This is a genomic window from Dehalococcoidales bacterium, assembly GCA_041652735.1.
Classification (GTDB): Bacteria; Chloroflexota; Dehalococcoidia; order Dehalococcoidales; family RBG-16-60-22; genus RBG-13-51-18.
The window spans coordinates 39,636-52,676 of the sequence record JBAZGT010000017.1; the positions used below are offsets into that span (position 1 = coordinate 39,636).

Annotated in this window: 14 protein-coding genes; 9 read left to right on the forward strand and 5 right to left on the reverse strand. The window is 56.6% G+C overall.

The annotated features are described in order from the left end of the window. Positions 1–13: 13 nt before the first annotated feature. From WC370_07330 to proB, 5 genes are read right to left on the reverse strand one after another with little or no spacing between them, the layout of a single operon-like run. Complete coding sequence (locus WC370_07330) at positions 14–1,288, reverse strand: glutamate-5-semialdehyde dehydrogenase (protein MFA5309277.1); 1,275 nt, start codon at positions 1,286–1,288, stop codon at positions 14–16. Continuing rightward, positions 1,285–1,551 carry a hypothetical protein gene (locus WC370_07335; GenBank protein ID MFA5309278.1) on the reverse strand — a complete coding sequence of 89 codons (267 nt, stop codon included), beginning with the start codon at positions 1,549–1,551 and terminating at the stop codon, positions 1,285–1,287. The genes WC370_07330 and WC370_07335 overlap by 4 nt, the downstream gene beginning before the upstream one ends. A 1-nt stretch (position 1,552) precedes the next feature. Then, positions 1,553–1,834, reverse strand: a complete 282-nt coding sequence (locus WC370_07340; GenBank protein MFA5309279.1) for a hypothetical protein — start codon at positions 1,832–1,834, stop codon at positions 1,553–1,555. Between the two features lie 58 nt (positions 1,835–1,892). Then, a complete protein-coding gene (locus tag WC370_07345) occupies positions 1,893–2,159 on the reverse strand; it encodes a hypothetical protein (protein ID MFA5309280.1) in 267 nt (88 codons plus the stop codon). Beyond that, positions 2,146–3,318, reverse strand: a complete 1,173-nt coding sequence (proB, locus tag WC370_07350) for a glutamate 5-kinase (GenBank protein MFA5309281.1) — start codon at positions 3,316–3,318, stop codon at positions 2,146–2,148. Before proB ends, WC370_07345 begins: the two co-directional genes overlap by 14 nt. Positions 3,319–3,547: 229 nt before the next feature. On the opposite strand from proB, the gene WC370_07355 reads away from it, so the two are divergent. From WC370_07355 to WC370_07395, 9 genes are all read left to right on the forward strand, one after another. Then, a complete protein-coding gene (locus tag WC370_07355; protein ID MFA5309282.1) occupies positions 3,548–4,207 on the forward strand; it encodes a hypothetical protein in 660 nt (219 codons plus the stop codon). 2 nt (positions 4,208–4,209) lie between these two features. After that, positions 4,210–5,487, forward strand: coding sequence for a hypothetical protein (locus WC370_07360; protein ID MFA5309283.1), 1,278 nt, complete (start codon positions 4,210–4,212; stop codon positions 5,485–5,487). A 258-nt stretch (positions 5,488–5,745) separates the two neighbouring features. Next, complete coding sequence (gene mfd, locus WC370_07365; GenBank protein ID MFA5309284.1) at positions 5,746–9,189, forward strand: transcription-repair coupling factor; 3,444 nt, start codon at positions 5,746–5,748, stop codon at positions 9,187–9,189. Between the two features lie 465 nt (positions 9,190–9,654). Continuing rightward, the gene (locus WC370_07370) at positions 9,655–9,879 is read left to right on the forward strand and encodes a type II toxin-antitoxin system HicB family antitoxin (protein MFA5309285.1); all 225 of its coding nucleotides are present in this window, start codon (positions 9,655–9,657) and stop codon (positions 9,877–9,879) included. A 318-nt stretch (positions 9,880–10,197) separates the two neighbouring features. Further along, positions 10,198–10,410, forward strand: a complete 213-nt coding sequence (locus WC370_07375) for a hypothetical protein (protein MFA5309286.1) — start codon at positions 10,198–10,200, stop codon at positions 10,408–10,410. Beyond that, complete coding sequence (locus WC370_07380; protein ID MFA5309287.1) at positions 10,388–10,636, forward strand: type II toxin-antitoxin system HicA family toxin; 249 nt, start codon at positions 10,388–10,390, stop codon at positions 10,634–10,636. Before WC370_07375 ends, WC370_07380 begins: the two co-directional genes overlap by 23 nt. A 161-nt stretch (positions 10,637–10,797) precedes the next feature. Next, positions 10,798–11,190 carry a DUF4190 domain-containing protein gene (locus tag WC370_07385; protein MFA5309288.1) on the forward strand — a complete coding sequence of 131 codons (393 nt, stop codon included), beginning with the start codon at positions 10,798–10,800 and terminating at the stop codon, positions 11,188–11,190. Positions 11,191–11,384: 194 nt separating this feature from the next. Then, positions 11,385–11,858: a hypothetical protein gene (locus WC370_07390; protein MFA5309289.1), complete on the forward strand. Its 474-nt coding sequence runs from the start codon at positions 11,385–11,387 to the stop codon at positions 11,856–11,858. Between the two features lie 31 nt (positions 11,859–11,889). Next, positions 11,890–12,624, forward strand: a complete 735-nt coding sequence (locus WC370_07395; GenBank protein ID MFA5309290.1) for a DUF998 domain-containing protein — start codon at positions 11,890–11,892, stop codon at positions 12,622–12,624. Positions 12,625–13,041 lie beyond the last annotated feature (417 nt).

A 13,041-nucleotide genomic window follows, 5' to 3' on the forward strand; every position in this document is an offset into this window, starting at 1 on the left:
ACTGTCAATAACTCTACGGCCTTACCTGCCCCGTCCCGAAGATAATCCACTTGTAGGTGGTCAGCTCCTTCAGCCCCATCGGCCCCCGCGCGTGCAGCTTTTGCGTGCTTATCCCCACCTCCGCCCCCAGCCCGAACTGCCCCCCGTCCGTGAACCGCGTGCTGGCGTTAACGTAAACGGCGGCGGCGTCCACCTCGTTGAGAAAACGCATGGCGCTGCCGTAGTCCTCGGTGACTATCGCCTCGGAATGCCCGGAGCCGTATTTCTCGATGTGCTCCAGCGCGTCCTCCAGGGAGTCCACCACCTTTATCGCCGCGATTAGCGCCAGGAACTCCTTGCCCCAGTCCGCCTCCGTGGCGGGCATCAGTTTCAGTCCTTCTTCCGCCGCCAGCACCGCCAGCGCCCTTTCGTCGCAGTGCAGCTCCACCTTGTCCCGGTTCAGCGCGGCGGCCATCTCCGGCAGGTATTCCTCCGCGATGTCGGCGTGGACGAGCACCGTGTCCAGGGCGTTGCAGACGGTGGGCCGCTGCACCTTGGCGTTGTAAACTATGTCCACCGCCTTGCGGATATCCGCGGCTTTGTCCACGTAGGTATGGCACACGCCGATGCCCCCGGTCAGCACCGGCATTACGGCGTTTTCCGCCACCGACTTTATCAGGCCGGCCCCGCCCCTGGGAATAATCAGGTCGATGACGTCATTCATCTTGAGCATCACGTCCACCAGGGCGTGGTCGGTATTATCGACGAACTGTACGCACCCCGCGGGCATTCCCGCGCGTTTGCAGGCCGCCTGTAGCACTTTCACGATGGCGGTATTGGAGTTGATGGTCTCTTTGCCGCCTCGCAGGATGACGGCGTTGCCGGACTTCAAACACAGTGAGGCTATGTCCACCGTGACGTTGGGCCGGCTTTCGTATATCGCCCCGATTACCCCGATGGGCACCCGTTTCTTACCCATTTGCAGTCCGTTGGGCATGGTGCGCATTTCGTAGGTATCGCCCACCGGGTCCGGCAAAGCGGCCACGGCGCGGGTGTCCGCCGCGATGCCCTCCAGCCGTTTGTCGTTCAGCATCAGGCGGTCGAGCAAAGCTTCTCCCATGCCGGTAGCCTTGGCGGCTTTGTAGTCCTTTTCATTGGCGGCCAGGATTTCGTCTTTCCTCGATAAGATATCATCGGCGATGTTGTTCAGGGCTTGGTTCTTGATATCGGTGGAAAGGTAAGCCAGCCGGTGCGCGGCAACCTTGGCCGCCCGGCCCCTGGCTTTCAAATCATCGGTGGCGTTTTTCATTTATCGCTCCTCGCCGCTCCGCTTAGGGGTGTTTTCACTTTCTGGCGGAGACGTTCCAGTATCCACATGCGGCTTAGTGTGCTAGGGCCGATACCCAGCTCCCGGGCCTCTTCCCGGATTTGTTCCCACTTGTCCGCCGGCAGGCGGACCGGGATTACTTTATCCAATGGCTTCCTGGTCTCGATATTTACCACTTCATCCGTTTCTTCCCAGGCGTTATCGCCCCGGTCGATTTTCTCAATATCTTTATCTATATCCGCCATCTCACTTACCTCCCATCGCTTTAAAAAGACGTCTTTCGCTGTCAATCATGTCTCTGGCCGTGACTATCTTCCAATTACTTCCGCTTGTATTTACCAGTACTACCAGGATGTAGCGTCCGCTATTTGTCTGGCTGAACAATTTATAAAGGCCTTCTTTACTGCGGCGGACATGGTGTGTTTCTGTTTGGCAGGCTTGTTCTATTTCTTCAAAAGTTATTTTATGCTTGGATTCTATCTTGTCCAGTATGTGGTCATCTATTTCCAGCGACTCGATCCGCAACACTTGGTAGATATCCAATCTTTATTATTGTATACAACATGTATACAATTGTCAAGCCTGATTACTCAAACGTCCCGCTCCCGCTGAAGTGATATACGTAGCGCGGCGGCAGGCTCGTTACCGCCCGGTTCACCCGCTTTTTCATATTGCAGCGGCACTTCCTCCCGTCCTCCAGCTCGATGGTATAGCCCGGGCCGTCCTTGACTTGCCGGTACTCTATCAGGGTAAGCTCCCCCCACCAGCTGTGGTCTTCCTCGTTCTGGAACTGGTAGTTGACGTTGGCGATGAGCTGCTCGGTGTGGGAGTCATAGAGTTTACCTGTGGGCACTTGTGTCCTCTCTTTCCAGTAGCGCCAGGTTGTTGCGGTGCACTACCTCCGGTCCGTAATCGATGCTAATCAGCCCGGCGATTTTGTTGGAGCGGGCTCCCTTGATTTTGCTGATGTCCGCGGCGCTGTAGTTGGTGATGCCGCAGCCTATCTGCGTCCCTGCCGTATCGCATACCGCCACGATATCCCCCCGGCTGAACTTTCCTTCCGCCTGCTGTATGCCCGCCGCCAGCAGACTGCGGTTCTGCTTTTGCAGCGCCGCCGCGGCGCCGGCGTCCACTATCAGCGTGCCTTTGGTGCACAGCCCGGAGACCATCCAGCGTTTCCGGCTTTCCAGGTGCTCGCCGGCGCCGGGGAAATGCGTGCCGGCGTTCTCGCCGGAAGCTAATCTCAAGATAATATCTTTTTCCTTGCCGTCCGCGATGACCGCGTGCACCCCGGAGGCCGTGGCCACCTGTGCCGCTTCTATCTTGGTTATCATGCCGCCCGTTCCCAGGTTGCTGGCGGTATTCGCCCCCAGCCGCTTTATCCCCGCGTCTATTTTCTTGACCAGCGGTATGAGCTGTGCCTCGGGGTCTTTGGCGGGGTCGGCCGTATATAAACCGGCGATGTCCGTCAGTATCATCAGCATGTCCGCGTCCACCAGGTTCGCCACCATCGCGGAAAGGTTATCGTTATCCCCGAATTTGGCTTCCTTGATTTCGTCGATGGATATCACGTCGTTCTCGTTGACGATGCAGATTACCCCCATCTCCATCAGCGCCATCAGGGTGTTGCGCGTGTTGAGGTACCCGGCCCGGTCGGCGATGGCGCTTTTGGTCAGCAGGGCCTGCGCCACGGTGATGTTGTACGGCTGGAAAATCTGCTCGTAGGTGTTCATTAACCGGCTTTGCCCCACGGATGCCAGCACCTGCTTGTAGGGGATGCCTTTCACCGCCCCGGTGATGCCCAGCTTATGCCGCCCCGCCGCTATCGCCCCGGAAGACACGATGATGATTTCCGCGCCTTGCTCGTGCAGTCTGGCTATCTGCCCGGCCATGCTGGACATCATCGCCTGGTCCAGGTGGTTGGTGCCGCCGGTCAGCAGCTTGGTCCCCAGCTTTATGACGATGCGCCGGTAGGCCGGATTTGATGATTTTGGTGTTTTTTTGCTGTTCATATTCGTAAAAATATTAGCTTCGTAACATTATAGCATAAGGCGGAACGGGTTGGATAAATTTTTATCTCTCCGGTTGGAGTTGTTATTTTCTGGGGAAAAGTGTGAATATTAGATAGGGTGTAGACTTGTGCTACCCGCGCTGATAAAATTATGGGTGACAGGAATATGTATAGCGACTCTTTAACCGTTCGAAATCTCACCTTGGGGCGATAACCGGGAGGATAAGCGCATGGGACTGATTAAAAAGCAATTAACCTTTTTATTTTACGGTTTCGTTTTCTGGCTGCCGGTCCTGCTGGTGGTCTATATCGGCATGTTCATCTACAGCAATGCTGACAAAATCGGCCGGTCGATGCTGGACCTGGCCGGGGATGATACCTACCTGTTTTCCGGTATCGGTCTTCTGCTTTGCCTGGTAATAGTCTATCTGTCCGGGATTTTATTGAAGCTGACCAACGTCGGGAAAGTCCTTTCCCGGATTCCGTTTATCGGCATCTTTTTCGGGCAGGGTGAAATCATGACTATCGGCCGGTTGAGCCACATGCAGCCCTGTCTCTTTTTATATTCCCCCACCTGTATTTCTTACGGCTGGATACTCTCGGAGGAGAAGATAAATATCAAGAATGTCAAAGCCCAGTTCGCCATGATTAACGTCTATTTCGCCAACGTGCCCACTCTGGTCACCGGGCAGGTGTTCGCCGTGCGTAAAAGCTCGGTGATGAAGCTCGGTAATACTTCGTCGGATGTTATTAACCTGCTCCTTTATACCTTCCGCAGCCCCGCCGCCCTGGAATACCTCCCCTGGGAGGATGAGACCCAGGAAGAGTTTGAGGAAAGGTCGCAGCAGTTCGGTTTGAATCGCCCCACCATATCCCCGCCCCGTAATTAGTTATGATTAGAGCAAGTGTAGCGTCCTATAATGATGTGCCTGAGCTGGTTGCCGGCTGCTACGCTTTGCTGGCGTCTCTGGAGATACGCGGCTCCCGCTGGGGTAAACTTTTCCATACCTACCGCCCCGCCCTGACCAAGTACGGCCCCTTTCAATGGCTCTGGGACTCCGGCTGGCACATGATAGTCTGGAGCCGCCGCCGCCCGGAAAACGCCGTGGCTGACCTGCGCACCATGCTGCGGTTCCAGCAGCCGGACGGCTTTATTCCCGGCGTCATCTTCTGGCGGCGCAACCGGTGGCTGGGTAAGCTGGCGGGCTTTTTTACCGGCTATACCGGGGACAGATTTTCCCCCCTCACCCAGCTGCCCATGCTGGCCTATGCCGTCAGGGCTGTCTGGCAGGCCGCTCATGATAAAGCCTTGCTGGCTGAGTTCGTGCCCCCGGTTGTCCGTTTCCTGGAATGGTGGCAGTCCCGTGATAGTGATGATGACGGGCTGGTTTCCATCATCCATCCCTGGGAGTCGGGCATGGATGCCAGCCCGGTTTACGACCCCGTTTTTCATTTGGATAACCCCCGTTTCTGGGATATGTACCCCCGTTTCTGGCGCTTGCTCCGCCGCTACCGCCGGGTGGGCTGGGACCTGCCGGCGATACTGCGGGCGGGGTGGTTTAACGTTGAGGACGTGGGCGTATGCAGCGTCTATGCCGATAACTGGGGTGTCCTGGCTTTATTGGCCGATGAGTTCGACCCCGCCCTGGCCGCCCGCTGCCGCGCGCAGAGCCGTAAATACCAGGCGGCCGTTATCCGCAAGTGCTGGGACGGCGCCCGCGGTCAGTTTGTCTCTTATTATCACCGGGGCGGGGTCGAAATAGCCTCCCCCGCGGAGACCATCCAGACTTTGCTGCCCCTCCTCCTCGATGACCTGCCGCTGAATTTGCAGCACGAGCTGGTCCGTAAAATCAACGACCCCTCTAAATTCTGGCTGCCCTACCCGGTGCCCTCTGTGGCCATGTCGGAAACGACCTTTAACCCCGGTAAGTCCGGGCTGCTCTGGCGTGGCCCCATGTGGCCCGCCGCCAACTGGCTGGTCATGGAAGGCCTGCTCAAGCACGGTTTTAAAACGGAAGCCGCCGCCATTCTGGATAGGTGGACGGAGCTTTACCTCAAGCACGGCATCTGGGAATACTATAACCCCCTCACCGGCAAAGGCCTGGGCCAGCCGGGACTTGGCATGTCCACCATTATCATTGACATGTTAGCGCGACTCGGCAGAATATAGCCGGTACTGTACTTTATTAATCTCTACATTAATCTCTACTTATCTCCGCCCTTTCCAAACTACTAACTACCAAATACCCCCTTTCCCGTCCCCCCTCTCTGCCAGCGGAGAGGGGGCTAGGAGGAAAGGTCACTTATCTCCCTCTCTCCCCAACTACTTCTTTTCCCGTCCCCCCCGTCTATGCTAGAATGTCATGAAAAGGGCTGGCCCATATCTATGGACGAGCCCTATCGGCGTTTGTGTTAAAAGGGATTTAGCATGGATTTAAGCAGGTTAATTGACCTTGTCCGGCCCCTGCCCGCTTGGCAAAGCCTGGTAAAAAGGCTCGGCGCGCGGGAAGGCGTTACCGTGGCGGTGCTGGATGCCGCCCGTCCTTACCTCACGTCCGCCCTGTATCGAAGCCTGCGCCTGCCGCTGCTCCTGGTAACCGCCCAGCCGGAGCGGGCCAGGAAACTCCACGAGCAGCTTTCCGGCTGGTGCGGGTCGGGGCGCATCATGCTTTTCCCGGAGCATGACGTCCTGCCTTACGAGCGCCTCACCCCGGAAACCTCCACGGAAACGGAGCGCGTTCAGGTGCTTTCCGCCCTGGCCGGGTATGGCGCTGAAACCAACGATGACCCTCCCTTCATTATCGCCTCGGCGGCGGCTTTGATGTCCCGCACCGCCGCTTACCGGGAGTTCGCCGCCGCGCCGAAGACTATTACCCTGGGCATGACCATCGACCCCTTCCGCCTGCTGGCGGACTTGCAGTCTATAGGGTACCGGCTGGAAAACACCGTGGAAGTGCCGGGTGCCATGAGCCACCGCGGCGGTATCGTGGATATCTTTCCCCCCACCGCCCCCCTCCCCGTCCGGCTGGAGTTCTTCGGCGACTCCATAGACAGCCTGCGCACCTTCGACCCCTCTACCCAGCGCTCGGTCACCAACCTGCCATCGATAATTGTCGGCCCGGCTGCGGAGCTTCTTTCCCCCCGCCGCCTGGATAAAACGTCTTTGGAAGATATTTTAAACACCCTGGACCTTAAGGGCTGCGCCGTCGGGGTCAAGGAGCAGTTGCGCCGTGATAAGGAGATGTTCCTGGGCGGGCAGCTGGGTCGGGAGGCGCAGTTCTACGCGCCCCTGTTTAACGGCGGCCAGTTGCTGGACTACCTGCCGCCCGGCGCCCTGCTGGTGCTGGACGAGCCTGCATATATTGAGCAGACGGTCGGCGACTCTGATGCCGAGGCCGCCGCGATGCGCTCGGAAAAAATCGAGCGCGGCGAGCTGCCGGTGAATTTCCCCCGCCCTTACTTTAACTGGGAGGAGCTGGAGCCGTTAATTAGTGCCCGCCCGTCTCTCCGGCTGGAGGCCTGGGGCGCCGGGGAGACGCTGGACTTTATTTCCTCGCCGGGCTACGCCGGCAAGCTGCCCGTTTTCATTGCCAGAATCGTGGAGCTGCTGGGACAGCAAAAACGTATCGTCATCGTCAGCCACCAGGCCGGCCGCCTCTCCGAGCTGTTCGATGCGGAAGATATCGTCGTCGCCCCGGTCGAATCGGTAACGCAGTCGCCGGAGCCGGGCACGCTGGTGCTGGTGCAGGGCTCGCTGCCGGAGGGCTGGGTGATGGGCGGCGCAACGTATCTGTTTACCGACGCCGAGATTTTCGGCTTCGTCAAGCAGCGCCGCCTGGTCAAGAAGCGTCCCGCCGCCCGCCGCAAACTGACTATCGACTTCGTTCCGGACGACTACATTGTGCACATCGAGCACGGCATCGGCAAATTTACCGGCGTCACCATGCTCAACGCCGCCGGTTCGGACAAGGAGTACCTGGTCTTGCGATATGCCGGCAACGATGTGCTCTATGTCCCCACCGACCAGATTGACCGCGTCAGCCGCTATGTGGGCGCCGGCGACCGCACCCCGGTCTTGAGCCGCCTCGGCACCCAGGAGTGGGTGCGCACCCGCCAGAAGGCCAAAGATGCCGCCGACCTGCTGGCCCGGGAGCTTTTGAATCTCTACGCCGCCCGGGAGGTGGTGCCCGGGTTCTCTTTCTCGCGGGATACTGTCTGGCAGCAGGAGATGGAGGCGGCTTTCCCTTACGTGGAGACTTCGGACCAGCTTGACGCCGTGCATGAAGTGAAAGAGGATATGGAAAAGCCCAAGCCCATGGACCGCCTCATCTGCGGCGATGTGGGCTACGGCAAGACGGAGGTGGCTATCCGCGCCGCTTTCAAGGCCGTCATGGACGGACGGCAGGTGGCCGTGCTGGTGCCCACCACCGTGCTCGCCCAGCAGCATTTTGAGACTTTTTCCGAGCGACTGGAGGCTTTCCCGGTTAAGGTCGAGGTCTTGAGCCGCTTCCGCTCTGACCGCGAGCAGCGCCAGGTGGTGGATGGCCTGGCGGCGGGCTCGGTGGATATCTGTATCGGCACCCACCGCCTCATCCAGAAGGACATCGTCTTTAAAAACCTCGGTCTCCTGATTATCGATGAAGAGCAGCGCTTCGGCGTCAACCATAAAGAGTATCTCAAGCAGATGCGCCGGGAGGTGGACGTGCTTACCTTGAGCGCCACCCCTATTCCCCGCACCCTCCATATGTCGCTGGTGGGCGTCCGGGACATGAGCACGATGGAGACCCCGCCGGAAGCCCGCCTCCCCGTCAAGACCTATGTCGCCGAATATAACGACCACCTCGTTAAAGAGGCTATTTTAAGGGAGCTGGAGCGCAACGGCCAGGTCTTTTTCGTGCATAACCGCGTGCAGAGCATCGCTATGGTGGCCGCCAGCCTGCGGGAGCTGGTGCCGGAGGCGGAGGTGGCCGTCGGGCACGGCCAGATGCCGGAGGAAGAGCTGGAAAAGGTCATGACCGCTTTCACCCAGGGCAGGGTGGACATCCTGGTCTGCACCACCATCATCGAGTCCGGGCTGGATATGCCCAACGCCAACACCATGATTGTCAATAAGGCGGATAAGTTCGGCCTCACCCAGCTTTACCAGCTGCGGGGCCGGGTGGGCCGCGGCGCTAACATGGCCTACGCCTATTTCCTTTACGATGGCGGCAAGCACCTGACCCCCGTCGCCCATAAGCGACTCCGCACGATATATGAAGCCACCGAGCTCGGCGCCGGTTTCGGCATCGCCATGAAAGATCTGGAAATCCGCGGCGCCGGCACGCTTTTGGGTCACCGCCAGAGCGGCCACATCACCGCTGTCGGCTTTAGCCTCTATACCCGTCTCCTCGCGGACGCCGTCGAGGAGCAGAAAGCCGTCATGGCCGGTAAGGAAAAACCGGCCCCCAAACTGCCCCCTCCCACCGTTGACCTCCCCCTGGACGCCTTTATCCCGGCAACTTATGTATCCGATGTTGATACCCGTTTGGAGCTTTACCGCGCCCTGGGTAGCATTGCCCCCGCCGCCTCCCTGGACGATGTTTTGAAGGAATATACTGACCGCTTTGGCACCCCCCCGCCGGAGGTGCAGAACCTGCTCTACGCGGTACGTATCAAAGGCCTCGCCGTCAAAGCCGGCATCGAGTCCATCTCCACGGAGGAAGACCATATCATCCTGCGCCGCTTCCAGGGACTGCCCTTCAACGCCCGGAAGTTCGTCGCCTCCTTAACCGAAGACGTTACCATCGGCCGCACCCAGATACGCATCGACTACAAGAAAATAGGCAAGGGCTGGCGCAACACCCTGGAAGGCATCATCAAGGGATTGACATAAGCGTCTCAAGCCGTCATCCCCGCCGGGCGCAGCCAAATCATCCTCCCACTTTGTAAAAGGGGGAGTTAGAGGGGGATTCCCCCCCCCCCATTCACCGCAATCAATGGATTGACCTGAACATCTCAAGCCGTCATCCCCGCTCATCCTGAGCTTGTCGAAGGAGCAAGCGGGAATCCATATTAGGCTTAAAACAAATCAGGGGTATTGACGTCTCCCTTTCGTAAAGTCGAAGATTCCGATGAAATCGTAAGAAAATAAGAGAGGGATTTTACCTCCCTTACCTCCAACTCTCAACTGTTTACTGTCAACTTCTCCTTTTTCCCCTTTAGTATTTACCACTTCCTTGCCACTTGTCACTTAACCCCCTCCCCCCAACTGATAACTGATAACTGTTAACTGTAAACTGCAAAATGTCAACTCCTTTTCCCCCTTATGCTATAATGTTCTTAACAGGGAGGTGCGGACATGGTAAGGAGTTACAGGGTAATACTTGAGCCTAATGAAGAGGGCGGGTATACGGTATCTGTTCCTATCCTGCCTGGCTGTATCAGCGAAGGAGATAACCGCGAAGAAGCTCTGGCTAATATCAAAGAAGCCATAGAGCTTTATATTGCCAGCCTCACCGATGACGGCGAGCCTGTTCCTTCGGAGGATTCGGTTGAAGAAGCCGTTGTCGAGGTTATTGCATGAGGCTGCCCCGGGTAAGCGGCAAAAAAACGGTTGAAACACTATTAAAAGCTGATTTTATCGTACATCGCGTTCATGGTAGTCATTATATTCTCAAACATCCGGAAACAGGTCGCCGTGTGACTATTCCTTACCATCGTGAAGTGCTCGCGCCAAAAACTCTACACTCAATCTTAAAGCAGGCCGATATAAGCCAGGAGACATTTGCCGGTCTTTTATAATCATTCTTAACCCCCTCTCTCCAACTGATAACTGTCAACTGTTAACTGTCAACTCCCTTTCCCCCTTATGCTATAATGTCCTTAACAGGGAGGTGCGGACATGTTGGTTAAGATGGAGACCTACTTTGACGGCGAGTTTTGGTGCGCCCGCGGTATCGGCGAGGATATCTTTACGCAAGGCAGTACTCTGGATGAGTTATATGCCAATATTAAAGAAGCTGTAGAGACCCATTTTGGGGAAACTGATGAGCCCATTACTATTCTTACGATATCCGAGGTGAAGTTGGAACATGCCAAAGCTGCCTCAAATTAGCGGCTCACAGCTGGTTAAAATTCTCCAGGCTTTGGGTTATAGCATGGTAAGACAGCGCGGCAGTCATATCCGTATGAGAAAAATAACAGCTTCAGGTGAACATGCCATTACTGTCCCAGAACATAAAGTCGTCGCCAAAGGTACCCTCAATGATATCGTCAACAAAGTGAGTCTCTGGAACAACATTACCAAAGAAGACATTATCCAGCGGCTTAAACACAGCTAAGTGGTTCTTCGCTTCCTCCGGTCTCTTCTCCCCTTTCCCCCCTTTAGAGTTCACCACTTCCTGGCCACTTGTCACTTGCCACTTACTCCCCTTACCCCCAACTATTAACTATCAACTGTTAACTGTCAACTCCTTTTCCCCCTTATGCTATAATAAAAGAAATGTACTGTCCTAAATGTGGCCAGCCGAACCCGGACGGCAGCAGCTTTTGCAATAAATGCGGCGCTGCCCTGCCGCCCCCTGTATCCCCGCCGCCCCCGGCAGCGCCGGCGCTTTCGCCCCCATCCCAACCCGCCGCTGAACGCACCAGCAGTATGGCGTTAGCTGCTCTGGTGCTCGGCATAATCGGCTTTTTCTTGAATTTCCTGGCCATACCGGCCATTATTTTCGGCGCTCTCGGCTTGAGCGAGACCAATAAAAACCCCGCCCTCAAGGGCCGGGGCATGGCCATGGCGGGCCTGGTACTGGGCGTCATCGTCCTCATCATGTGGGTCATCATCTTTATCACCGTCGGCTCCGCTTTCTGGTGGTACCGCCGGCATTTCATGTGGTAAAGACGTAGCGTTCAGCCATCCGGATAAAAAGAAGTCGCAGCCCGCGTTCTTCCTTTTACCCCAACTGTCAACTATTAACTGTAAACTGTAAACTGTAAACTGTAAACCCCCTTCCTTCTTATCCCCACCCATTGACTAACTTCCACGCCGGATATACGATATATATATTATAGGGGCTATTGAGAGGTCGTGTGATGGTTAAGAAACTTTTAGTTGTCGCCGTCCTGTTGTCTCTGGTTGGTCTGCTCGGCTGCGCCGCCGCCGGGAATACCACGGAAAAACCCGCCAGCGTTAAAATAATCCGGGAGGCGGAAATCACTTCCGGCTGGGCCGTCAAGCAGATGGAAATCACCCTGAAATCGGAAACGCAGATTGTGCTCATTCTGGCCGCCGGGGATAAGGTGGACGGCTATTTCTACTGCACCTCCGGTGATAACGTCACCTTCACCGTCGCGGGCAACTCCGGTATCTATGCCTCGGCCAGAGCGGTGACCGGCGTGGATTCTGACAGGTTCTCCTTTGTGGCCAGCCAGGCGCAGGGCATCGCCTATATCTTGAAGCTCAACCCCGTCAAGACCGGCACTAACAAGACTGCCGGGGCCACCGTGTTTTTTGATATTATTTACCCCGCCACCGGGGAGATATCCATGCCCATCGGGACTCAATAGACGATACGGAAAGCCCGTTTTTTCGGTGCAGATGCAAGATTTTTTTAAAGACGGCAGCGATTTTGTTCTCACGAGGTCTAAGAAAGCCGTCGCGGAGCTGAATGTTCGCCTGTCGGCTTTTACCGGGCGTTTGAACGGCTATAGCGCCATGGCGGTCGCCGGTATGCTGGGACCGCTGCTGCTCATTATCGGCGACCTTACCGCTGGTTTCTCGACGCATGGCTATAATATGGTGCGGGACTCTATCAGCAGTCTGGCGTTAACGCCTATCGGCTGGCTCCAGACGATAGGTTTCCTGGCGCTGGGGCTGCTGATTGAGATATTCGCCGCCGGCCTGCTCTTTAACATAAAACAGGCGCGGTGGTTCCATGCGGGCGTCGCTCTCTTTGTCCTTTTCGGGTTCGCCATGCTGCTTATCGGCGCTTTCCGTACCGACCCCGTTGGCATGGCGCGCACTATCGAGGGACGGATTCATGGGCAGACCGCCACCCTCACCTTTTCCCTCTTCCCCGTGGCTGTCCTGTGCTTTATCCCCAGCATCAAGCGGGACGAAAACTGGCGCGACCTCTACCGCTATTCCGGCGTGACCTTCATCCTGGCGGTCGTGCTCCTGATTATCGTACGGGTAACCCAGGAGGGCAGCGGCTGGTTCGGCTTGGCCGAACGCCTTCTGGTGGCCAATATGGTCTTCTGGGTGGAAGTGGCGGCCATCAAGCTCTTTATGCTCTCCCTCAGGCGCGGCAAAAAAGCGCCGTCCGCCTCATGACCTCTGCCTCCTGTCATTGCGCGGAACCTAGTGACGCAGCAATCTCACCGCTTTCCCTCCCGCTATTTCAGCCGCGCACACCCTTCCCCCCTTTTTTATTTTTACCCTGTATCTTTGTGCCGATTCCTTACCTCATCAGGCATCCCGATGAACGAAGTGAATCGGGAAGATTTGGTATTTGATTTCCCCTTCCAAACTGCCAACAATCGTCCCTCTCCCTGCTGGCGGGGATAGGCTTGTCCGCCAGAGCTTTAGCGCAGGTAGGGATATGAGGAAAAGGGGTTGGTATAATTGAAGTGACCCCCAAAAGCTAGACACTTTTATTATAGGGCAAAAAGGGCTTGTTGTCTGTGAATAGCAGGTGGCAAGCCCTTTAACTTTATCTTGATACGTCGGTTGTTGTAGTAGTCCATATAG

Bases quoted from the DNA above. Each gene is read 5' to 3' on its own strand.
- proB (MFA5309281.1), bottom strand. From the start codon at position 3,318: ATGAACAGCAAAAAAACACCAAAATCATCAAATCCGGCCTACCGGCGC.
- mfd (MFA5309284.1), top strand. From the start codon at position 5,746: ATGGATTTAAGCAGGTTAATTGACCTTGTCCGGCCCCTGCCCGCTTGG.
- WC370_07390 (MFA5309289.1), top strand. From the start codon at position 11,385: ATGGTTAAGAAACTTTTAGTTGTCGCCGTCCTGTTGTCTCTGGTTGGT.
- WC370_07395 (MFA5309290.1), top strand. From the start codon at position 11,890: ATGCAAGATTTTTTTAAAGACGGCAGCGATTTTGTTCTCACGAGGTCT.
- WC370_07330 (MFA5309277.1), bottom strand. From the start codon at position 1,288: ATGAAAAACGCCACCGATGATTTGAAAGCCAGGGGCCGGGCGGCCAAG.
- WC370_07385 (MFA5309288.1), top strand. From the start codon at position 10,798: ATGTACTGTCCTAAATGTGGCCAGCCGAACCCGGACGGCAGCAGCTTT.
- WC370_07360 (MFA5309283.1), top strand. From the start codon at position 4,210: ATGATTAGAGCAAGTGTAGCGTCCTATAATGATGTGCCTGAGCTGGTT.
- WC370_07380 (MFA5309287.1), top strand. From the start codon at position 10,388: ATGCCAAAGCTGCCTCAAATTAGCGGCTCACAGCTGGTTAAAATTCTC.
- WC370_07370 (MFA5309285.1), top strand. From the start codon at position 9,655: ATGGTAAGGAGTTACAGGGTAATACTTGAGCCTAATGAAGAGGGCGGG.
- WC370_07335 (MFA5309278.1), bottom strand. From the start codon at position 1,551: ATGGCGGATATAGATAAAGATATTGAGAAAATCGACCGGGGCGATAAC.
- WC370_07375 (MFA5309286.1), top strand. From the start codon at position 10,198: ATGTTGGTTAAGATGGAGACCTACTTTGACGGCGAGTTTTGGTGCGCC.
- WC370_07355 (MFA5309282.1), top strand. From the start codon at position 3,548: ATGGGACTGATTAAAAAGCAATTAACCTTTTTATTTTACGGTTTCGTT.